Source organism: Parabacteroides sp. B2-S-102 (genome assembly GCF_023656665.1).
In the GTDB taxonomy this organism is placed as follows: domain Bacteria; phylum Bacteroidota; class Bacteroidia; order Bacteroidales; family Tannerellaceae; genus Parabacteroides; species Parabacteroides distasonis.
This window is the reverse complement of sequence record NZ_JAMOKM010000010.1, coordinates 33,154-53,346: the sequence shown is the minus strand read 5'-3', so window position 1 is coordinate 53,346 and position 20,193 is coordinate 33,154. Positions and strand designations below refer to the sequence as shown.

Genomic DNA, 20,193 nt, shown 5'->3' with positions numbered 1-20,193 from the left:
AGTTACTAAAATGAAAGCAAATCACAACATACAAAAGTAGACAAAGCCGTAGTGCCTGCTGTTTCCAATGGCTCAAAGTTACTAAAATGAAAGCAAATCACAACAAGAGTTTGTAATACAACTTTGTAAAGAGGCTGTTTCCAATGGCTCAAAGTTACTAAAATGAAAGCAAATCACAACTATATTACATTTGCAATGTGAGATAACAATGCTGTTTCCAATGGCTCAAAGTTACTAAAATGAAAGCAAATCACAACACTATTCGTATTGCGACTGAATACGAACTTGCTGTTTCCAATGGCTCAAAGTTACTAAAATGAAAGCAAATCACAACTGTATTATATTTGCAATGTGAGATAACAAGCTGTTTCCAATGGCTCAAAGTTACTAAAATGAAAGCAAATCACAACAACGAGATCTTGAAAGAGAACGGCATTAAGGCTGTTTCCAATGGCTCAAAGTTACTAAAATGAAAGCAAATCACAACACACAAGTCTAATAAATTAGATTGCAGTAGGCTGTTTCCAATGGCTCAAAGTTACTAAAATGAAAGCAAATCACAACGTACTCTATAGGCTCATTATATCCAAAGCGCTGTTTCCAATGGCTCAAAGTTACTAAAATGAAAGCAAATCACAACTGCGACAGGCGCCTGTTATGATGAAATCGAGCTGTTTCCAATGGCTCAAAGTTACTAAAATGAAAGCAAATCACAACTGATGTGTACGTTAAGTATGATCGAGTTCCGCTGTTTCCAATGGCTCAAAGTTACTAAAATGAAAGCAAATCACAACAAGACTTGTGTACCCTTGAAGAATGCTTCCGCTGTTTCCAATGGCTCAAAGTTACTAAAATGAAAGCAAATCACAACTTATGACAAACAAAGATCTCAACAAAGTCGCTGTTTCCAATGGCTCAAAGTTACTAAAATGAAAGCAAATCACAACGCCTTAGCCTTATTGTCAGCATCCTCCTGAGCTGTTTCCAATGGCTCAAAGTTACTAAAATGAAAGCAAATCACAACAATTAGAAAAGGCTGAAAAACAAGAAAAGAGCTGTTTCCAATGGCTCAAAGTTACTAAAATGAAAGCAAATCACAACCCAAAGGAAAATTTTCCGGATTTTTCTTATGCTGTTTCCAATGGCTCAAAGTTACTAAAATGAAAGCAAATCACAACTATGTAAACTATGGGACGTAATGGCAAAAAGCTGTTTCCAATGGCTCAAAGTTACTAAAATGAAAGCAAATCACAACCATGGACAACTACTTGTAGATATGCGAATGCTGTTTCCAATGGCTCAAAGTTACTAAAATGAAAGCAAATCACAACTGTATATATTTTCTGAAAAATTTTAAGAAGGCTGTTTCCAATGGCTCAAAGTTACTAAAATGAAAGCAAATCACAACTAATAAAAAATTATCGTTTACGCTTTGCATGCTGTTTCCAATGGCTCAAAGTTACTAAAATGAAAGCAAATCACAACTGCAATCGCATTGAACCAAAACGCAGAGAAGCTGTTTCCAATGGTCCAAAGTTACTAAAATGAAAGCAAGTCACAATAAAATATTGCAAAATATTGGGGCAGCTACACCAAAAAGTAAGCCATTCTCTTTTATGTCATCAAAATATCTCTTTTTCTGTCATTTTGCTCAAAATGGAGACTTTTAGCTGATAAAGGCTTTTTATGGAAATGCGAAAATAGAGAGAAAAGGAAGGCGGAAACAGCGTATTTCGCCATTTTTTAGTGTATGAATAGGCTTTGTAGAGGGATTATGATCCAATAGTAAGGTGTTTATAACGGCGTTGTATGCTGTTTTCGACTGCGATCCTTATTGTTTCCGACCGGAAATCCGATTGTTTTCGGATGAAAAGCTTATTGTTTTCAGATAAAAAGTCGCTTGTTTGTCCGACTGAGGTTGACAGAAGACGAAATCTTTCGCTAGAATAAATCAGTGAAAATTTGTAATGCGTTGTTCAATAGATTATTGTGAAAAAATATTTTCGAATTTGGAAGCAAGTCGTACCTTGCCTCGAAATAATCGATTCTCCAAGCGTTTAGATTGCAAAGTGTCAGAATGACAATTTGCATTGATTGAGGAATATTTTGGTGCGGTGTTCTGGTAAAAGATTGTTTAGGTACGGCTTTTTTATTTTTTTTGGAAAGATTATCCTATTTTTTAATACTGATTATCAGTTTCTTATATATAAGTTTCTCTCGTGAGCTTATTGTGCGGAATTTTACTTGAGATCCATGCATTCCGGCCTGCTGAAACGGATGGGTAAATGAAAGAGCCGTGTTGTTTAGGTCTTAGATAAATGATTTAATTTCGTACATTTGTTTTTGATAGGCTTAAGCTGGAAACTATGGGGCTTGGTTCCCTATGGTTGAGATTAAACAGATTGTAAATATATAAAGAGTAGGTAAGATGGAAACATTCGACGATATCATTAAAGGGGATAAACCTGTATTGGTGGATTTTTTTGCGACATGGTGCGGCCCGTGTAAGGTGTTGAGTCCGACGGTCGAGGCATTGGGGAAGGAGTTGGCGGGACAAGTGCGTGTCCTTAAAATTGATGTAGATAAGAACGAAGCACTTGCCACACAGTTGAGGATCCAATCCGTACCCACTTTGATCATCTTTAAGAAAGGTGAGATCGTATGGCGCTCTTCCGGCGTGATGGATCACGGAAGCCTATTGCGGAAGGCGCAAAGCTATATCGATTAAAAGCCGTTCATCGGGATCAATACCGTTGGGATCAATAATAGGAATCCTAGGATCACTAGGACAAGGATGAACTTCCATGCCCATTTGAACCATTTATCATACGGGATACGGCTTACTCCTAGAACCGCTATCAGGACACCTGATGTGGGAGTTATCAGGTTCGTGAAGCCATCGCCAAACTGAAAGGCCATGACGGTGGCCTGCTTGGATAAACCGATCAACTCCGAGAATGGGGCCATGATAGGCATGGTAAGGGCCGCTTTGGCGCTTCCGGAAGGAATAACTAAATTGATAAGCGTCTGGATAACGTACATCATCCCGACCGTAGCTACTTGCCCCAAGCCTTCCATCCCTTTCGCTAGGTTAAAGAGAATCGTATCGATCACTTTGCCTTCTTGTAGGATTACGATGATACCTCCTGCCAAACCGACAACCAAGGCGGCGCTCATAATATCCTTGCAACCCTCTAAGAATAGTTTCACAAGCTCATTCGGATCGCGTCCATTGGCGATTCCCGCCGCTATGCCCAAGGCGAAGAATAAAGTCGCTATTTCCATAATGTACCATCCATAGCCCATTACGCCTGTTATCAGGAAAAAGATCGTGAAGAATAAAAGGTTCAATATATATAAATGTACGGTTTTCCGCAGAGTGAATATCGAACTGATTATGAACGCTACGCTAAGAATCGGGATTAAGGGAAGTCCCTCGATTACACTATTCCCGATTTCTAAGGATGTCTGGGGATAATAGACAGAAAAGACCGCTAAGATGATTGCCAATAGGATAAAACTGACCCATGCGGCTTTCGGGGTCCTGTACACGATTTCCAAAGAATGGGTATTATGTAGGTCTCTCCAGTATTGATCATCCTCATAGACTGGTGACAATTGAGGGTTCTTTTTTACCTTGGCGGCATAACGCAATATCCATGTGAAGCCTACCACATTGATAATACACCAACAAACGATACGATACTCGATGCCGGAAAAAAGAGGAATTCCTGCTAAGCCTTGCGCTATACCGATAGTGAAAGGGTTTAAAATCGCTCCGGCGAAACCTAATCCCGCCGCTATAAAAACCATACATACGCCGGTTATGGAATCGTATCCCATAGATATCGCCATCGGGACCAAGACCAGACAAAAAGCGATGGTCTCCTCACTCATCCCGAATACGGCCCCGAATATACTGAAAAGTAGCATGATGGCGGTCAATAAGAAATTATCTATGCCTATTTTACGAAGGATGGGGTTGTTCTCCATTTTGCGTGCTTTCCGTAGGAAACTGACTGTCCCGATATCAAATGCCTTACTGTCGTTCACGATCCAGAATGCCCCGCCGATGATAAGGATAAAGACAATGATATCCGCCTTGTCTACAAATCCTTTATAAAAGGCGGAGAGTACCTCCCAAGTCTGGGGTACGCTTTCCACGGATTCATATACAACGGTTCGCTCTCTGTCCGGGCTGATACTTTCCGTATATTGCCCACCGGGAATAATCCATGTCAATATGGCGCAAAATAAGATAATGTAAAAGATAATTACGTAAGTGTGGGGTATTTGTCTCTTTTTCATGATTCTGCTTTTTCGTCTTCTTCAGTTAATATTCCGATCTCGGGAAGGATAGCCCGGGCCTCACGGTCACTAAGCGTATCTACGTCTTTGAGTTTACGTTGGATGGCACGGGTACGGGTACCTAAAACCTCTTCTATTTGCCCGCTGGCGGTTTGCAAGTTCTTTTGGGCTTTCTCGAGCATACCGCCTACTTTCTCGAATTCTTTTTTCACGGCCCCTAAGATCGTCCATACCTCCCCTGAGTGCTTTTGGATCGCCAATGTACGGAAGCCCATTTGTAAACTGTTTAGTATGGCCGCTAGGGTAGTGGGACCTGTTACGACTACCTTGTAGTTTCGTTGCAAGTCCTCCAATAAAGCGGAACGGCGTACGACCTCGGCGTAAATGCCCTCGAACGGCAGGAACATAATGCCGAAATCGGTCGTGGCGGGAGGTGCCAGATATTTGTCCGAAATATCTTTAGCCATCTTCTTGATCGTTGTCTCCAATAATTTTCCGGCTGTCTCGATCGCTTGGGAATCTGCGGCATCGTAAGCGTCTAGGAGCTGTTCGTATACATCTTTCGGGAATTTAGCATCTATGGGAAGGTATACGAATTCTCGGGCATCATCCCGCCCGGGGAGCTTGACTGCGAATTCAACGACCGCATCCGAACCTTTCCGGGTATGTACATTCGCCTCGTATTGCTCTGGTGCCAATAACTGCTCCAATAACATACTGAGTTGGATCTCCCCGATATTTCCCCGGGTCTTAACATTACTAAGTACCCGTTTTAATCCTCCTACATCCTGTGCTAAGGTTTGCATCTCGCCCAGTCCTTTTTGTACACTTTCTAATTGTTCGGTGACTAAACGGAAAGATTGCCCGATACGGTCATTCAATGTCTTTTGAAGTTTCTCGTCTACGGTGACTCGGATCTCTTCCAGCCTTTTTTCCGTGTTATCCACTAATCTCTGTTGGCGTTCGTCCAAGGCGGCGAATTTCTCTTTCTGCAACCTGTTAAAAGAATCGATTCCACGTTCGAAGGCTTCCTTGAACTCATTCATGGAACGAGCCAGCTCTTCTCGGTTATCTTTTGCTACTAACCGGCTTTCTTCCCGGTTCAGGCGGAAGTCCTCCCTAAAGTTTTTCTCGATACGGTCGAACGAGCGTTGTATCTCGTTTAGTAACTTTTCTAGGTCTTCTTTGTTATTATTTAGCTGTTTAGGACGCAAAAGGATTTGCGTCACGATGATTATAAGAAGTCCGCCGATAATAATCCAATCCATCTGTTTTTAATTTTGACGTCAAAGATAGGTAATCTGTATTTTGCAACAGTAGTTAAATAGAGTTAAATGAAAAAACATTGTTTATTTTCGTTTGTTTTATCGACAGAAAGCTGCTTATATTTGCGCAGCCAACTTAAAGTAAGACTATTTAATTTACATACAAAGATGGCAAAAGTAACATTAAAAGGTAACGAGATTCATACGAACGGCGAGTTGCCAAAAGTTGGGACAGAGGCTCCGGACTTTAAGGGTGTAAAAAGTGATTTATCCGAATTGTCGCTAAGCGACTTGAAAGGAAAGAAAGTGGTGATAAATGTTTTTCCGAGCTTGGATACAAGTGTATGTGCGGCATCGGTAAGACGCTTCAATAAAGAAGCCGCTTCGCATCCGGATACGGTGGTATTAGCTGTTTCTAAAGATTTACCTTTTGCGCATGGACGTTTCTGTACTACGGAAGGTATTGATAAAGTGATTACATTGTCAGTGTTCCGGTGTTCATGTTTTGAGGATAAGTATGGGATGCTTCTGGTAGACGGTCCGCTGAAAGGGTTATTAGCCCGTGGCGTAATAGTGGTCGATGGAGCTGGTAAGGTGGTTTATGAGGAACTTGTTCCCGAGATTACTACCGAACCGAATTACGATGCGGCTTTAGCTGCATTGAAATAAATGTAGTAGATTATTGTTTTTCATTGGTTAAAGTTAAGGGTTAGTGTAGGAGGCCGTCGGATGTGAATCTCGCGGCCTTCGTTTTTTTAATACAAACACGTTTATATGGATAACTGGAAGCGAGTATTTGCCATTATTTGGACGGGGCAGTTCTTATCTATACTGACAAGTTCGATTGTTAATTTCGCGATAGTCTTGTGGTTGAGTCTGGAGACAGGTTCCGCTGAGGTATTGGCATTTGCTACGATGGCCGCTTTGTTACCTCAATCTGTTTTGGGGCTTTTCACGGGGATCTTTATCGACCGGTGGAAAAGGAAGCGGGTGATGATTATGGCAGATAGCTTTATTGCTTTTTGTACGTTGATATTGGCGGTCTTGTTTTATTTTGATTTGGCTAAGATTAGTCATATATATGTGTTATTGGCCCTTCGTTCCGTAGGTTCTGCCTTTCATATGCCCGCTATGCAAGCTTCTGTTCCTTTGCTGGCTCCAAAATCAGAGTTGATGCGCATAGCTGGGATTAATCAGGTGATCCAGTCGGTGTGTAATATCGCCGGGCCCGCTTTGGCCGGTCTATTCATAACGATGATGAAGATGACGAATATCCTCTTATTGGATGTGGCTGGAGCGGCGTTCGCTTGTCTATCGCTCTGCTTTGTCTTTATTCCCGATCCTTCTCATGAGGAACGAAATTCAGAATTGCATCTTTGGAGAGAGGCGAAAGAGGCGATTATGGAAGTCCGTAACCAATATGGGCTATCGTGGTTATTCCTATTGTCTATATTGGCTACATTCGTGATTATGCCGGTAAGTGTCTTATTCCCGTTGATGACGTTGAATCACTTTGCCGGAAATGCTTTCCAAGTGAGTTTGGTCGAGGTTTCATGGGGTGGAGGAGCCTTGCTCGCGGGTGCTTTACTGGGGCTTAAGAAATATCGTTGGAATGAGATCCTGTTGATTAATGGGATGTATATAGCGTTGGGATTGACATTCTTGTTTTCCGGGTTGTTACCGGTATCCGGTTTTATCTGGTTTGCGGTGCTGACGGCTTTAGGAGGTGTTTGTGGTTCCCTGTATTTTGCTACTTTTACTACGGTTATCCAATCTCGCATTGATCCGGGAGTTATGGGAAGGGTATTCTCTTTTTACATGAGCTTTAGTATGCTTCCTTCGATGATCGGTCTTTTGAGTACCGGCTTTTTGGCGGATTCTATCGGGCTTGGAAATACCTTTATAATAAGTGGGGGCTTTTTATGTTTGATAGGTATTATATCCTTTTTTATCCCTTCGTTGATCAGTCTGAAAGAGAGTTTTAAGAGATAACGATATCGTATTTAGACACTATTTAATATGAATAAGAAAATACTTCAACTGGCGATACCTTCTATTATTTCCAATATAACCGTACCTTTATTGGGATTGATAGATGTGGCGATCGTGGGACATCTTGGATCTGCTTCGTACATCGGGGCGATCGCTGTAGGCGGGATGCTGTTTAATATTATCTACTGGATATTCGGGTTTCTCCGTATGGGGACAAGCGGTATGACTTCCCAAGCGTACGGGAAACGGGATTTGACGGAAGTTACCCGGATCTTATTCCGGTCTGTCGGGGTTGGTTTCCTGATATCTTTGGGGCTTTTGATACTTCAATACCCTATCTTGAAGGTTGCGTTTACTTTGATCGACGCAACGGAGGAGGTAAAACAATGGGCCTCTCTCTATTTTAATATCTGTATCTGGGGAGCGCCGGCTGTATTGGGGTTATATGGCTTTGCCGGTTGGTTTATCGGTATGCAGAATTCTCGTTTCCCGATGTTTATCGCTATCGCGCAGAATATCGTGAATATTGTGGCCAGCCTATGTTTCGTGTTTGTGCTGGGTATGAAGGTGGAAGGCGTAGCGTTGGGAACACTGATCGCCCAATATGCGGGTCTCCTCATGGCGTTTGCTCTTTGGTTGAAATATTATAAACGTTTGAAAGCGTATATTGATTGGAACGGGCTTTGGGGTAGGGAGGCGATGCGTCGCTTCTTCTCAGTCAATAGTGATATATTTTTCCGGACCTTGTGCTTGGTCGCTGTTACGACTTTCTTTACTTCTACAGGTGCGAGACAAGGGGATGTGATATTAGCCGTAAACACCTTGTTGATGCAGTTATTTACCTTGTTCTCTTATATAATGGATGGATTCGCTTATGCGGGAGAGGCATTAGCCGGTCGCTTTATTGGAGCCAAAAACGATGTGGGGTTACGTAAATGCATTCGCTTATTGTTCCTATGGGGAATCGGCCTCTCATTGTCTTTCACGATCCTTTATGCGTTGGGAGGGAAGAATTTTCTGGGATTATTGACGAACGATACCTCAGTCATTGAAGCTTCCGGGGATTATTTCTATTGGGTGTTGGCGATTCCTTTATGTGGATTCTCCGCTTTCCTTTGGGACGGTATCTTTATCGGTGCCACGGCCACACGCCAGATGCTTTACTCGATGCTTGTGGCCTCGGGCACTTTCTTTATTATGTATTACTTGTTTTATCAATCGATGGGGAATCATGCCTTATGGATGGCTTTCCTTTGGTATCTGTCTTTACGTGGCGGTATGCAATGGGTACTTTGGCGGTTAAAAAAATAAGGCGAGAACCTGTAACTGATCCTCGCCTCATTTTATCCTAGGAAAACCTATTTACTGTTGTTTGTAATAAGCTAAGTCCTCACGATTGAAGTTGTTGATGAAGGATTCGATCTTATCAATCTCAGCTTGTCCGTAGTTTACATAAACCTCGGCGGAACGGCGGAAGCTGTCATCTTTGTTTGCGTCTTGCAATAGCAAGTAGCCGAATACGCAATGAGCGGCTGCCTCGACCATACGGCGAGCTTGGAAGTCAATATATTCGTTATCCTTTGTCTCCGTAACCTTGGCTACCACTTTCTCATACTTCTCGGTCATAGCGGCAAGTTTGTTCTTCAGAGCCTCTAATTCCGGCTTATACTCGATCGCTTGGTATTCACGAATCTGGTTCAAGTAAGTACCCGTGGTGACGTGGCGGATGGCCGCTACGACTTGCAATTGGGTGGTACCCTCATAGATATTCGTGATGCGGGCATCCCGGTAGATACGTTCGCAAGCGTAGTCCTTCATGAAACCGGAACCTCCGTGAACTTGGATAGCGTCGTAAGCGTTCTGGTTTGCGTACTCGGTAGTCATGCCTTTACCCATCGGGGTGAAAGCATCCGCGAGCTTGCTGTACTTCTTGAATTCTTGACGTTCTTCCGGAGTCAGTTTACGTTCCTTGGATATATCATCCAACGCTTTGTAGACGTCAACGAAACGGGCGGTCTCGTATAACATAGAACGGGAAGCATCCGCTTTCGCACGCATCAAGGCGATAATCTCAGCGATCGCCGGGAACTCGATGATAGACTTACCAAACTGTTTACGATCCAAGGCGTAAGCATAAGCCTCACGATAGGCAGCCTCGCTAAGTCCTACGGCTTGAGCCATGATACCCAGACGGGCACCGTTCATCAAAGCCATTACATATTTGATCAAACCTAGCTTACGATCACCGCAAAGCTCGGCTTTCGCGTTCTTGAATACCAACTCGCAAGTAGGAGAGCCTTTGATACCCATTTTGTTCTCGATACGACGGACATTCACGCCACCATTGCGCTTGTCGTAGATGAACATGGAAAGGCCACGTCCATCCTTCGTACCTTCCTCGGAACGGGCCAATACCAAATGGATGTCAGCGTCGCCATTCGTGATGAAACGCTTTACGCCGTTCAGATACCAGCAACCGTCAGCCTCGTTGTAAGAAGCTTTCAACATAACGGATTGAAGGTCGGAACCTGCGTCCGGCTCCGTCAAGTCCATAGACATGGTCTCTCCGTCGCAAACACGAGGGATGTAACGTTGGCGTTGATCCTCGTTGCCGAACTCGTATAAGGTCTCGGCACAATCTTGTAGACCCCAAAGGTTCTCGAAACCGGCGTCGGCACGGGAAACCAAGTCGGCGGCCATGATGTAAGGGACGATCGGGAAATTCAACCCATTGTAGCGGCGAGGCATAGCGATACCCATCAAGCCGGCCTTGCGAACGGCATCGAGGTTTTGCTGTGTCCCGGAAGCGTACGTGACACGTCCGTTCGCTACCGTGGGGCCCTCATGGTCTACGCCCTCAGCGTTCGGGGCGATAATTTCCCCGCAAATCTCACCAACGATCTCCAATACTTTCTCGTAGCTATCCATTGCGTCCTCGAAATCGATCGGAGCATAATCGTATGTATCCTTGTCGGCATAGCCGCGCTCTTTCAGCTCTACGATACGCTTCATCAACGGATGGTGAAGATGATGCTTCAAGCTGGGATTATCTGTATAGAAATTAGCCATAATCTTACTTACTGTTCTTTTTGTAATACTTAATCATCTTAGGAATCACCTCTTCTACCGTACCATTGATTACGTAATCGGCGATCGTGTTGATCGGGGCGTTCTCATCATTATTGATCGAAATGATGATACCGGCGTCTTGCATGCCGGCGATATGCTGGATCTGCCCGGAGATACCGCAAGCGATATATAATTTCGGACGCACCGTGACACCGGTCTGACCGATCTGACGGTCGTGGTCGCAGAAACCGGCATCGACAGCCGCACGGCTGGCACCTACCTCGGCGTGAAGCTCTTTCGCCAAATCGAACAATAAATTAAAGTTCTCCTTAGAGCCTACGCCATAACCTCCGGCTACTACGATCGGAGCGCCTTTCAGGTTGTGCTTCGCTTTCTCTACATGACGGTTGATCACTTTCACCACATAGTCTGTCTCGGGGACATACTTCGCTACGTCGTGGTGGATCACTTCGCCTTTATAGTTCTCGTCCAAAACCTCCTTTTTCATCACGCCCTCACGAACGGTCGCCATTTGCGGGCGATGTTCCGGGTTGATGATCGTGGCTACGATGTTACCACCGAACGCCGGACGGATCTGATATAATAAGTTCTCGTAGGTGATACCCGCTTTCTTGTCCTCGTGCGAGCCGATCTCCAAAGAGGTACAATCGGCCGTCAAGCCGCTTGTCAAGGCCGAGGATACACGAGGGCCCAAGTCACGACCGATCACCGTAGCGCCCATCAAGCAAATCTGCGGTTTCTCCTCCTTGAACAAATTGATCAAGATAGAGGAATGAGGAAGTGACGTATAAGGGAACAGACCCGGAGCGTCGAACACATGAACCTTGTCGACGCCAAAAGGCAATACTTGTTTCTCTACACCCTCAAGGCCGGACCCGGCAACGATCGCCTCCAGCCCACAGCCCAATTGATTGGCTAGCTTACGACCTTTAGTCAGAAGCTCAAGACTTACATCGGCAACGTTCGTGCCTTCTGTCTCACAATATACAAATACGTTGTTCATAATCTTATCCGATGGTGTGGTTAGCTAACAGTTCGACAATCAAATCCTCTACTTCTTGGTCGGCGCTGGAGATGGTCTTGCTTTCCTTGGCTTGGAAGACGATATTCTCGATCGCTTTTACCTTCGTCGGCGAACCGCTAAGGCCGCATTGAACCAAGTCACCATTCACGTCGGCTACGCTCCATTCTTGAATATCCAAATACGGGCGGGTCTCGTACAATTCCGGGTAGCGAAGAGTCGGCGTACCGTCCTGGTGACAGGCGGGTTGCACGGCCCGTTCCTGTTTACCCATGGCGTGTTTGTACTTTTGTACCAACTTCGCGTTGCGGGGACGGCAGGGAGCGGCGGAGCCGTTCACGGTGATAACGATAGGAAGCGGACCTTCCACGGTCTCGACACCCCCGTCGATATGACGTTTTACGGTGATACGTCCGGCCTCCTTATCAACGTTTAGGATTTCCTCGGCATACGTGATCTGGGTCAGTCCTAATTTCTCAGCGACTTGCGGACCTACCTGTGCCGTATCGCCGTCGATCGCTTGGCGACCACCGATGATAATATCATAATCGTTGATTTTCTTGATAGCCGTGGCAAGCGCATAGGATGTGGCTAACGTGTCGGCTCCGGCAAACGCACGGTCGGTCAACAAAAAACCGCCGTCAGCACCACGATACAAACCCTCGCGGATGATTTCGGCGGCACGTCCCGGGCCCATCGTCAGCAGCGTAACTGTCGTCCCGGGGTAAGCGTCTTTCAAGCGTAACGCTTGTTCCAACGCGTTCAGGTCTTCCGGGTTAAAGATCGCAGGCAAGGCGGCGCGATTGATCGTACCGTCCGCCTTCATGGCGTCCTTTCCCACGTTTCGTGTATCCGGGACCTGTTTCGCTAAAACTATAATTCTTAAACTCATATTATATAGGAATATTAGATTTTTATATTGATGTAATACTTCTACTTTCTTGTTAATCTCGAGGTGCAAAAGTAATCAAACATTCTTTATAACAAAGAACTTTGCGGAGGAAATTGCACACTTGGCGTGTGTTTGAGCATGTATTGCCTGCTGATTACTCGTAGCAATGATAGGTTCTCTTCCGGTTTGAGCCCGGTTTTTTTTTCTCGATGCGCCATTCCCAAGGCTGCGATTTCGCCAGCGTGCGGAAGAACTTGGAGAATACCGAGGGCTGCGAGAAACCCAGCTTGGCGGCGATCTCGGTGATGCTCATGTCCGTCCGCTCCATCAGCTCCTGAGCTTCGAGGAGAAGGTAGCGGTTGCGCCATTCCATCGCCGACATGCCGCCGATGGCGAGGATGGCGCCCCGGAGCTCGCTGGTCTTGAGTTGCATTATGCGGGCGTATTCGCTGGTGTCCATCCGGCCGTACTTGCGGATGAGATAGGCGAAGAGATCGATCAGGTTGTTGCCCGAGGGGCGGTTGCCGTCGAAGTCGGGAGGGACGCCCATCCAAAGCTCTTCTTCGGTGGGTTTACGCTTGAAGACGGTGATAAAGACATCTTCCGGGGGGATTCTCTTGAATGTTTCTTCCATGATGATATGTTTTAAGGTTGTTTTTTCTCAAGGATTTGATCTTGCGATTCTTCCGGGTCAAATCTACGGATTATGATTGGATATCGCAAGCCTTAAAGGTCAAATCCATGTGATTGGATTAGATATTTTAGAACTACGAGGTCAAATCAAAGGTAATGGATTTGACCTCGTAGTTTTACTGGGTCAAATCTTTTGGCTATCCAGCCTCTTTACGACTTGTCCGTACACGATCAACGCTACGGCGGATACCAAGGCGATCGCACCGAAGTAATACCAGATGTAATGGGCGTTCGCGCTTGCCGCCAGCCATTCCTCGTGAGAGGCGAACAGGGTTGGCTCCGGGCAATACTTGCTTAAAAGGAAACCGGATAGCCCGAATCCGAAGATAGAGGAGAGGAAAGAATGCAAATGGCTGAATCCAAGATAGAGACCTTCCTCTCCCTTGGGTGCTTGCAAGGAGAAATACTCGAGAAAGCGAGGGGAAATGAACGTCTCCGCCAGCCCTTGGAAGACGATACCCACCACCATCATGAAGGCTACGGGATGCATCCCTAGGATCAAGGAATTAGTATCCAGCATATTACCGGATGCCATGCAAAGAGCGGACACCGGCATGATAAACATACCCACCGTCATGGAGGTAAGCGCTGTCCGCTTCCGCATCATCTGTGTTACTAGATTGACTGTCAGAACTACGACTAAAGGGTTTACGTTGGCATACCAAGAAGGAGAGGCTCCCTCGCCGGCCAAACGAAGCACATATTTTGGCATCGTGGCATACAGCTGGTGTTGTACCATCCAGAATCCGGTGATAATGATGATTAATGTAATGAGCCGTCCGTTACTACAAACCTTGATCAAGGCGTTCCAGATTTGCCCGAACGTCTTGCCCTCGCCCGAATGCTGAGCGCTTTTGTAGAAGAACCAGATGGCTAGCAAGGCAAGGAAGGTCATGCTCGCCGAGAAATAGTTCAAGGTAATCAAACCTTCGTTGCCCAACGCCTCACGAAGCGGCTTCACGATGGTCTTCCCGGAGAAGGCCCCGATATTTACCATCGCGTAGAAGATAGAGAAGCCCTTCGCACGGGTTTCCGGCGTAGTCTCTTTAGCGACCGTGCCGGAGATAACGCTCTTGATAAAAGCCCCGCCGCATACGATCAAGGCCATGATAGGGATAATGCCGTACTGAAGATTGCTCTCCAGCAATCCCGTAAAGGTAGTCGTCGTGCTGTATTCAACCAGTCCGGCGGATTGAAGCCAAGTAGGGTAAACAGCCAGTCCTAGATAGCCACAAGTTAACAAAGTGAAAGCCAGTAGCATCGAGTTGCGGAAACCGATCTTATCGGCCAACGCTCCGGCGAATGTGGGCAGCAGATACAGACAAGCGGAAAAGATACCGGCGATGCTGGCGGCCTGAATGTCGTTAAAGCCTAAGATGCGGCTAAGATAAAGGGTTATAACGATAAATACGCCATAATAAGCGGCTCGCTCGAACAACTCGACGGTGTTCGCTACCCAGAATGCTTTACTGAATTTGATTTTCTCTTGTTTCTTAGTTGTCATGATATTATTTATTAGTAAGATAGATTAGATGGATAAGTCAAAGAGGAGGCGCAGGCGAGAAAATGAAGAGCTGCGCCTCCTCGTCTTTGTTTTATCGTATAGTAATTACGAATTAGGGCTTTACGGTATACGGTTGGTGGATCGCCTTATCGAAAGCTTTCCAATGCTCATCCGTCATGTTGCCCGGCGTAAACAACGCCACGCCGGCCGCTCCGTTCTCCATGGAGCCTCTTACGGCCTCCTCGATCTCGGACGGGATCAGTCCATGGCCTTCCGGGTCCTTGATATTCGCCTTGTTCTGCCAATCCTCGCAGATGAACAGACCGCTATAAACCGGCTTCTTGCCTTGCACGGCGGCTACTTCCTCTTTCACGATCGGAGCCAGCCAAGAAGCGTCCTCCAGATAGAAATCGTTATAATTCATCGGGAAGAAAGCGTCGATATTCCATTTATTCCATTCTTGACGAACCATCCATTTAGCGTGAGAGTCCGGCCCCGGGAATACGGCGGCGCTCACTTTCTTGCCTTTGCCGTGAACCTCGTCGGCGATGCGATTTACCAATTTCGTGATCAGGTCGCAACGAAACTGCGCCCATTCCGCGCATTTGGAAGGATCCTCTACGGATTTGATGTCGATACCGGTAGCGGCCTTGAAATCGGCCACGCATTTGTCACAGTAGCAATAGTCCGCCGTAGGATATTCCTCGTCCATCACCAAGCCGTATTTTTCCCAAAGTCCGCGGGCCAGGATGACATCCACGTAACGGATATAATCCAGATGGATATAATCCACCTCCGGGATATCGGCTACCTTGCCATATAGATCCAGCAAGAACTCCGCCGTACCTTCTTGGTTCGGGCACAGGCATTTGTAATAAGGGACATAGGCCTGTACGGAATAGGCCGACTCGCCTTTCCGGTTCACGGCGTAGAGGGTGGAGTCCAATCCATGTTGCAACATGGCAGGAATCCATGCGTGGTATTCCATGCCATTGGCATGGGCCGCTTTGGCGGCACGCTGGATTTTCTCCGTGTCGTGGCCGGCGTTGTAGCACATCCCGTCTACACCGTGGGCATGCCATTTACTAAAGTCCGCTTGTAAGGTTTGCTCGGTGGTATTCCCGCCTTCGCCTTGCCATGCGTAGACCTTGACTGTTTTCTCGGGCGCCTTGACGCAAGCCGTCAGAGCGACGGCCGCCAAAGCGATAAAGAGCTTCTTCATATCTCGCAAGCGCATAAAGTCGGGATCAAGTTACGATCGCCATAAGCGTTATCTACACGGGCTACGTTAATCCAGAACTTGCTGTCGTGCAACCATTCCAGCGGGAAGGCGGCCTTCGTGCGGGGATACGCGTGTTTCCACTCGTCGGCGGTCACCTCGTATTCCGGATGCGGGGCGTTCTTCAAGACGTTGTCCTCCTTCGAAGCCTTGCCTTCCTCCACCTCCTTGATCTCGTTCCAGATACATTCCATTACCTCTACGAAACGATCCAGCTCGGCCTTGCTCTCGCTCTCGGTCGGCTCTACCATCAAGGTGCCGTGTACCGGGAAAGATAGGGTAGGAGCGTGGTAGCCGAAGTCCATCAAACGCTTGGCGATATCGCCCTCGTCGATGCCCGAACGCTCTTTTACCGTGCGGCATTCCAAGATCAACTCATGACCTACACGGCCTGTCGCTCCGGTATAGACGATACCGTACGTATCCTTGAACTTAGCGGCCAAGTAATTGGCGTTCAAGATGGCCGTCTTCGTTACTGTCTCAAGACCTTCCGTACCCAGCAAGCGTATGTAAGCGTACGTGATCGGTAGGATACCGGCGCTACCATAAGGAGCCGCGGATACCGTATTCAAGTCGCTGCCCCAAAGCACCGGATGCTGCGGCAAGAACGGAACCAGATGCTCGGCCACGCAGATCGGGCCTACGCCGGGACCACCACCTCCGTGAGGAGAAGAGAAGGTCTTATGCAGGTTCAAGTGACATACATCGGCGCCGATCGTACCCGGATTTGTCAATCCAACCTGTGCGTTCATGTTGGCGCCATCCATATAAAGCTGTCCTCCGCAAGCGTGAACGATGTCGCACATCTCCTTGATGTCCACCTCGAAGATACCATGCGTAGACGGATAGGTAATCATGCTGGCAGCCAAACGCTCCTTGTTCTCCTCGGCTTTCGCACGGAAATCTTCCAGATCGATATTACCATTCTCGTCGCATTTAACGGTTACGGTCTTATACCCGCATTGGATAGCGCTGGCCGGGTTGGTTCCGTGGGCGGAAGCCGGAAGCAAAACGATATCACGATGGCCTTGGCCGATGCTTTCCTGATAAGCACGGATCACACGAAGACCCGTGTACTCGCCAGCGGCGCCGGAGTTCGGTTGCAACGTACAGCCCTTGAAGCCCGTGATCGTGCATAAGTAAGAAGACAGGTTCTCGATCAGCTCCGTATAGCCTTCCACTTGCTCCTCTGGAGCGTACGGGTGGATATTCATGAATTCCGCACGGCTAAGCGGCAACATCGTAGAAGCCGGGTTTAGCTTCATCGTGCAAGATCCCAGCGAGATCATGGATTGGGTCAAGGAAACATCCTTTCGTCCCAAACGGGTGATGTAACGCATCAACTCGGTCTCCGTATGATATTTCTTGAATACGTCTTGCTGCAAGAAATCGGAGGTACGGGCGAATTTAGCGTCGAAATAAGTCTGGGCGGGGATAGACTCGTCCAGCATATAGTCTTTACCTGCGGCGCCGGCGAAGATGTATAATAATACGCCTATGTCCGTAGGCAATGTCGTCTCGTCTATGCTGACGCCTACTTGTCCGGCCTCGAAGTAACGCAAGTTCACCTTGCACTCCAAGGCGATCTCACGCAGCGCGTTCACCGACACGTGTGCGGGAAGCTGTATCTTCAAGGTATCGAAATAATCCTTGTTTAATTGCGTATATCCCAGTTTCTCCAACTCCTTGGCCAAGAATCCGGCCGTGGAATGAATCCGTCCGGCGATGTTACGCAACCCCTCCGCTCCATGATATACGGCGTAGAATCCGGCCATGGTAGCCAACAACGCCTGAGCCGTACAGATATTGGACGTAGCCTTCTCACGTTTGATATGTTGCTCGCGGGTCTGCAAAGCCAAGCGATAAGCCGGATGGCCGTAAGCGTCCTTGGAGATACCGATGATACGTCCCGGGATCGTACGTTTATAATCGTCCTTCGTAGCGAAGAAAGCGGCGGAAGGACCCCCGTAGAACATCGGGATACCGAAGCGCTGGCTGCTACCGAATACGACATCCGCTCCCCATTCTCCCGGAGGAGTCAACAATACCAAGCTCATCAAGTCGGCGGCTACGCCTACCTTGGCTCCGGCGGCGCCCGCACGGGCCACGAATTCCTTATAGTCCTCGATCGAACCATCCGCGTTCGGGAACTGTACGATGGCGGCGAACACGTCCGGCGTGAACTCGAATTTCTTATAATCGCCCACTACCACCTGGATGCCCTGCGGGATCATGCGGGTGTGGATGACGGCCAGCGTAGAGGCGAACACGTTCTCGTCAACGAATACCGTATTGGCTTCCGCTTTCACCTGCGCACGGCTGCGTGAACCATGAAACATGGTAACCGCCTCGGCTGCCGCTGTCGCCTCGTCGAGTAGCGAGCAGTTCGCCAAGGGCAATCCGGTCAGTTCGCAGATAACAGTCTGGAAGTTCAGCAACGCCTCCAAGCGTCCTTGGGATACTTCCGCCTGATACGGCGTATAGGAGGTGTACCAAACCGGGTTCTCGAATACGTTACGTTGGATCGGGGCCGGGCAAACCGTGTCGTACCAACCCATACCGATATAAGAGGTGAATACCTCGTTCTTGGAAGCCAGCTCGGCGATATGCTCGGCGAACTCACGTTCCGTCATGGCCTCCGGGAGGTTCAACGGCTCTTTCAAACGGATGTTGGCCGGAATGGTCTGATCGATCAACTCGTCCAAAGACTTCACGCCAATCGTCTCCAACATAGCGGGAATATCTTCCGCTGAGATGCCCACGTGGCGGTTTACAAACTTATTTGTGTCCATAATTCTAGTATTTTATAAATAAGGATTATTTAATTTCTCATCAATGATTCGTGTCTCGGGGCCATGGCCGGGGTATACCACGGTCTCGTCCGGCAACGACAGTAATTTGTCCTTGATAGCGGCAAGCAGTATATCTTGGTTGCCTCCCCATAAATCGGTACGGCCGATGCTTCCGGCGAACAAGGAATCCCCGACGATCACGAAACCGTTCTTCTTGTTATAGAAAGCCACGCCTCCGGGCGAATGACCGGGAACGCTCAATACCGCCAGCTCGGATTTCCCGAACTTTATGATTTCCCCGTTTACCAGATATTTCCCTACCGGGACGCTTTTCGCCTTCATCGGCAGGCCGAACGCCTTGGCTTGCTCCTCGGGGGAGGGAAGGCCCTCCACGTCCGCTTTATGGGCTTCCGGGCTCAACCCGTAGGTGTTATGGACGAATTCGTTGCCGAATATGTGATCCAGATGGAGGTGCGTACAAAGGTAACGTTTCAGCGTCAGCCCGTTCTGGGCGATAAAGTCGCTTACTTCTTTTTGTTCCTCTTTGCGCAGGCAGCCGCAATCGATAAGGACTGCCTCCTTGGTATCATCGTATAGCAAGTAAGTATTCTCGGAGAAATAGTTTACTTCGAAAGATTTTATCGTAATCATAAGGGTACGTACACTACTTTTTTAGTTTCAAAAAACTCTTCTTTAAAATGGTCTTTCAGATCCATGCTTATCGCTTGGTTCCGGAAAGGCAATATCTCGTGCGCCAGCTCTCCACCTTTCAGACAAATCAATCCGTTGGGCAATGCGTTGATCTGTTCTTTCTTTATATTCTTGCGGACGATCTTTACCAGATCCGCCAGAGGCATCACGGCACGGCTTACCACGAAATCGAAAAGCTGCTTTTCCTCCTCGCCCCGGCAATGGCGGAAGGATACGTTCTCCAGCCCGATCGCCTCGGCCACGGCTTGTCCCACCTTGATTTTTTTCCCGATGCTGTCTACCAGATGGAAATGGGTCTCAGGGAATAAGATCGCCAAGGGGATGCCGGGAAAACCGCCTCCCGTACCCAGATCCATCACCGAGGAACCCGGCTTGAAACGCAGCATATCGGTGATACCCAGCGAGTGAAGCACGTGATGCGGATATAGGTTCTCGATATCCTTCCGTGAGATCACGTTGATCTTGGCGTTCCAATCCGTATATAGGTCATATAGGGCGGCGTATTGCTCTTTTTGCCGGTCGGTGAGATCGGGGAAATAAGATGTGAGAATTGAAAATTGAGAATTGGGAATTGAGAATTTCTCTGTATTTTGTTCCATAGGACAACTGTTTATAGGTTTATCTATCATTAATTTTCAATTCTCAA

Annotated in this window: 15 protein-coding genes and 1 CRISPR repeat array (1 of these 16 only partly in view); of the genes, 4 read left to right on the top strand and 11 right to left on the bottom strand. The window is 47.4% G+C overall.

Features of this window, described 5'->3' with window-relative positions:
- Positions 1-1,562: a CRISPR direct-repeat array (repeat unit 47 nt; unit sequence GCTGTTTCCAATGGCTCAAAGTTACTAAAATGAAAGCAAATCACAAC) (it extends 327 nt beyond the left edge of the window).
- Positions 1,563-2,428: 866 nt separating this feature from the next.
- Entirely contained in the window at positions 2,429-2,728 is a 300-nt protein-coding gene (gene trxA / locus NBH07_RS13625) for a thioredoxin (protein ID WP_005855547.1), read from the top strand.
- On the opposite strand, the gene NBH07_RS13620 is transcribed toward trxA, so the two are convergent.
- Together NBH07_RS13620 and NBH07_RS13615 are read right to left on the bottom strand one after the other, a co-directional pair.
- Positions 2,725-4,308: a YfcC family protein gene (locus tag NBH07_RS13620; RefSeq protein ID WP_009017712.1), complete on the bottom strand. Its 1,584-nt coding sequence runs from the start codon at positions 4,306-4,308 to the stop codon at positions 2,725-2,727. The genes trxA and NBH07_RS13620 overlap by 4 nt on opposite strands.
- A complete protein-coding gene (locus NBH07_RS13615) occupies positions 4,305-5,576 on the bottom strand; it encodes a DNA recombination protein RmuC (protein WP_005855549.1) in 1,272 nt (423 codons plus the stop codon). Before NBH07_RS13615 ends, NBH07_RS13620 begins: the two co-directional genes overlap by 4 nt.
- A gap of 165 nt (positions 5,577-5,741) precedes the next feature.
- On the opposite strand from NBH07_RS13615, the gene tpx reads away from it, so the two are divergent.
- The 3 genes from tpx (at position 5,742) to NBH07_RS13600 (ending at position 8,876) form a co-directional block, all read left to right on the top strand.
- Positions 5,742-6,242, top strand: coding sequence for a thiol peroxidase (tpx, locus tag NBH07_RS13610; protein WP_005865275.1), 501 nt, complete (start codon positions 5,742-5,744; stop codon positions 6,240-6,242).
- 105 nt (positions 6,243-6,347) lie between these two features.
- Complete coding sequence (locus tag NBH07_RS13605) at positions 6,348-7,565, top strand: MFS transporter (RefSeq protein ID WP_005855551.1); 1,218 nt, start codon at positions 6,348-6,350, stop codon at positions 7,563-7,565.
- Positions 7,566-7,592: 27 nt separating this feature from the next.
- Entirely contained in the window at positions 7,593-8,876 is a 1,284-nt protein-coding gene (locus tag NBH07_RS13600; protein WP_005855552.1) for an MATE family efflux transporter, read from the top strand.
- Positions 8,877-8,927: 51 nt separating this feature from the next.
- Here NBH07_RS13600 and NBH07_RS13595 read toward each other — a convergent pair whose 3' ends face one another.
- The 9 genes from NBH07_RS13595 to rsmG form a co-directional block, all read right to left on the bottom strand.
- Positions 8,928-10,634: an acyl-CoA dehydrogenase family protein gene (locus tag NBH07_RS13595; RefSeq protein WP_008780918.1), complete on the bottom strand. Its 1,707-nt coding sequence runs from the start codon at positions 10,632-10,634 to the stop codon at positions 8,928-8,930.
- Between the two features lie 4 nt (positions 10,635-10,638).
- Positions 10,639-11,658 carry an electron transfer flavoprotein subunit alpha/FixB family protein gene (locus tag NBH07_RS13590; protein WP_009017714.1) on the bottom strand — a complete coding sequence of 340 codons (1,020 nt, stop codon included), beginning with the start codon at positions 11,656-11,658 and terminating at the stop codon, positions 10,639-10,641.
- A 4-nt stretch (positions 11,659-11,662) separates the two neighbouring features.
- The gene (locus NBH07_RS13585; RefSeq protein WP_005855555.1) at positions 11,663-12,568 is read right to left on the bottom strand and encodes an electron transfer flavoprotein subunit beta/FixA family protein; all 906 of its coding nucleotides are present in this window, start codon (positions 12,566-12,568) and stop codon (positions 11,663-11,665) included.
- A 154-nt stretch (positions 12,569-12,722) separates the two neighbouring features.
- Positions 12,723-13,202 carry a helix-turn-helix domain-containing protein gene (locus NBH07_RS13580; RefSeq protein ID WP_250833525.1) on the bottom strand — a complete coding sequence of 160 codons (480 nt, stop codon included), beginning with the start codon at positions 13,200-13,202 and terminating at the stop codon, positions 12,723-12,725.
- A 183-nt stretch (positions 13,203-13,385) separates the two neighbouring features.
- Complete coding sequence (locus tag NBH07_RS13575; protein WP_005855557.1) at positions 13,386-14,765, bottom strand: MFS transporter; 1,380 nt, start codon at positions 14,763-14,765, stop codon at positions 13,386-13,388.
- Positions 14,766-14,877: 112 nt separating this feature from the next.
- Positions 14,878-15,987, bottom strand: a complete 1,110-nt coding sequence (locus tag NBH07_RS13570) for a glycoside hydrolase family protein (protein ID WP_039848705.1) — start codon at positions 15,985-15,987, stop codon at positions 14,878-14,880.
- Positions 15,984-18,836 carry an aminomethyl-transferring glycine dehydrogenase gene (gcvP, locus tag NBH07_RS13565; RefSeq protein WP_156682595.1) on the bottom strand — a complete coding sequence of 951 codons (2,853 nt, stop codon included), beginning with the start codon at positions 18,834-18,836 and terminating at the stop codon, positions 15,984-15,986. The genes NBH07_RS13570 and gcvP overlap by 4 nt, the downstream gene beginning before the upstream one ends.
- Before the next feature lie 12 nt (positions 18,837-18,848).
- Entirely contained in the window at positions 18,849-19,487 is a 639-nt protein-coding gene (locus tag NBH07_RS13560; RefSeq protein WP_005855561.1) for an MBL fold metallo-hydrolase, read from the bottom strand.
- Entirely contained in the window at positions 19,484-20,176 is a 693-nt protein-coding gene (rsmG, locus tag NBH07_RS13555) for a 16S rRNA (guanine(527)-N(7))-methyltransferase RsmG (RefSeq protein ID WP_009017718.1), read from the bottom strand. Before rsmG ends, NBH07_RS13560 begins: the two co-directional genes overlap by 4 nt.
- Positions 20,177-20,193: the final 17 nt, after the last annotated feature.

Coding starts and splice junctions, on each gene's coding strand:
- NBH07_RS13560 (WP_005855561.1), bottom strand. CDS start 19,487: ATGATTACGATAAAATCTTTCGAAGTAAACTATTTCTCCGAGAATACT.
- gcvP (WP_156682595.1), bottom strand. CDS start 18,836: ATGGACACAAATAAGTTTGTAAACCGCCACGTGGGCATCTCAGCGGAA.
- tpx (WP_005865275.1), top strand. CDS start 5,742: ATGGCAAAAGTAACATTAAAAGGTAACGAGATTCATACGAACGGCGAG.
- NBH07_RS13595 (WP_008780918.1), bottom strand. CDS start 10,634: ATGGCTAATTTCTATACAGATAATCCCAGCTTGAAGCATCATCTTCAC.
- NBH07_RS13575 (WP_005855557.1), bottom strand. CDS start 14,765: ATGACAACTAAGAAACAAGAGAAAATCAAATTCAGTAAAGCATTCTGG.
- NBH07_RS13615 (WP_005855549.1), bottom strand. CDS start 5,576: ATGGATTGGATTATTATCGGCGGACTTCTTATAATCATCGTGACGCAA.
- NBH07_RS13620 (WP_009017712.1), bottom strand. CDS start 4,308: ATGAAAAAGAGACAAATACCCCACACTTACGTAATTATCTTTTACATT.
- trxA (WP_005855547.1), top strand. CDS start 2,429: ATGGAAACATTCGACGATATCATTAAAGGGGATAAACCTGTATTGGTG.
- NBH07_RS13580 (WP_250833525.1), bottom strand. CDS start 13,202: ATGGAAGAAACATTCAAGAGAATCCCCCCGGAAGATGTCTTTATCACC.
- NBH07_RS13570 (WP_039848705.1), bottom strand. CDS start 15,987: ATGAAGAAGCTCTTTATCGCTTTGGCGGCCGTCGCTCTGACGGCTTGC.
- NBH07_RS13605 (WP_005855551.1), top strand. CDS start 6,348: ATGGATAACTGGAAGCGAGTATTTGCCATTATTTGGACGGGGCAGTTC.
- NBH07_RS13600 (WP_005855552.1), top strand. CDS start 7,593: ATGAATAAGAAAATACTTCAACTGGCGATACCTTCTATTATTTCCAAT.
- NBH07_RS13585 (WP_005855555.1), bottom strand. CDS start 12,568: ATGAGTTTAAGAATTATAGTTTTAGCGAAACAGGTCCCGGATACACGA.
- rsmG (WP_009017718.1), bottom strand. CDS start 20,176: ATGATAGATAAACCTATAAACAGTTGTCCTATGGAACAAAATACAGAG.
- NBH07_RS13590 (WP_009017714.1), bottom strand. CDS start 11,658: ATGAACAACGTATTTGTATATTGTGAGACAGAAGGCACGAACGTTGCC.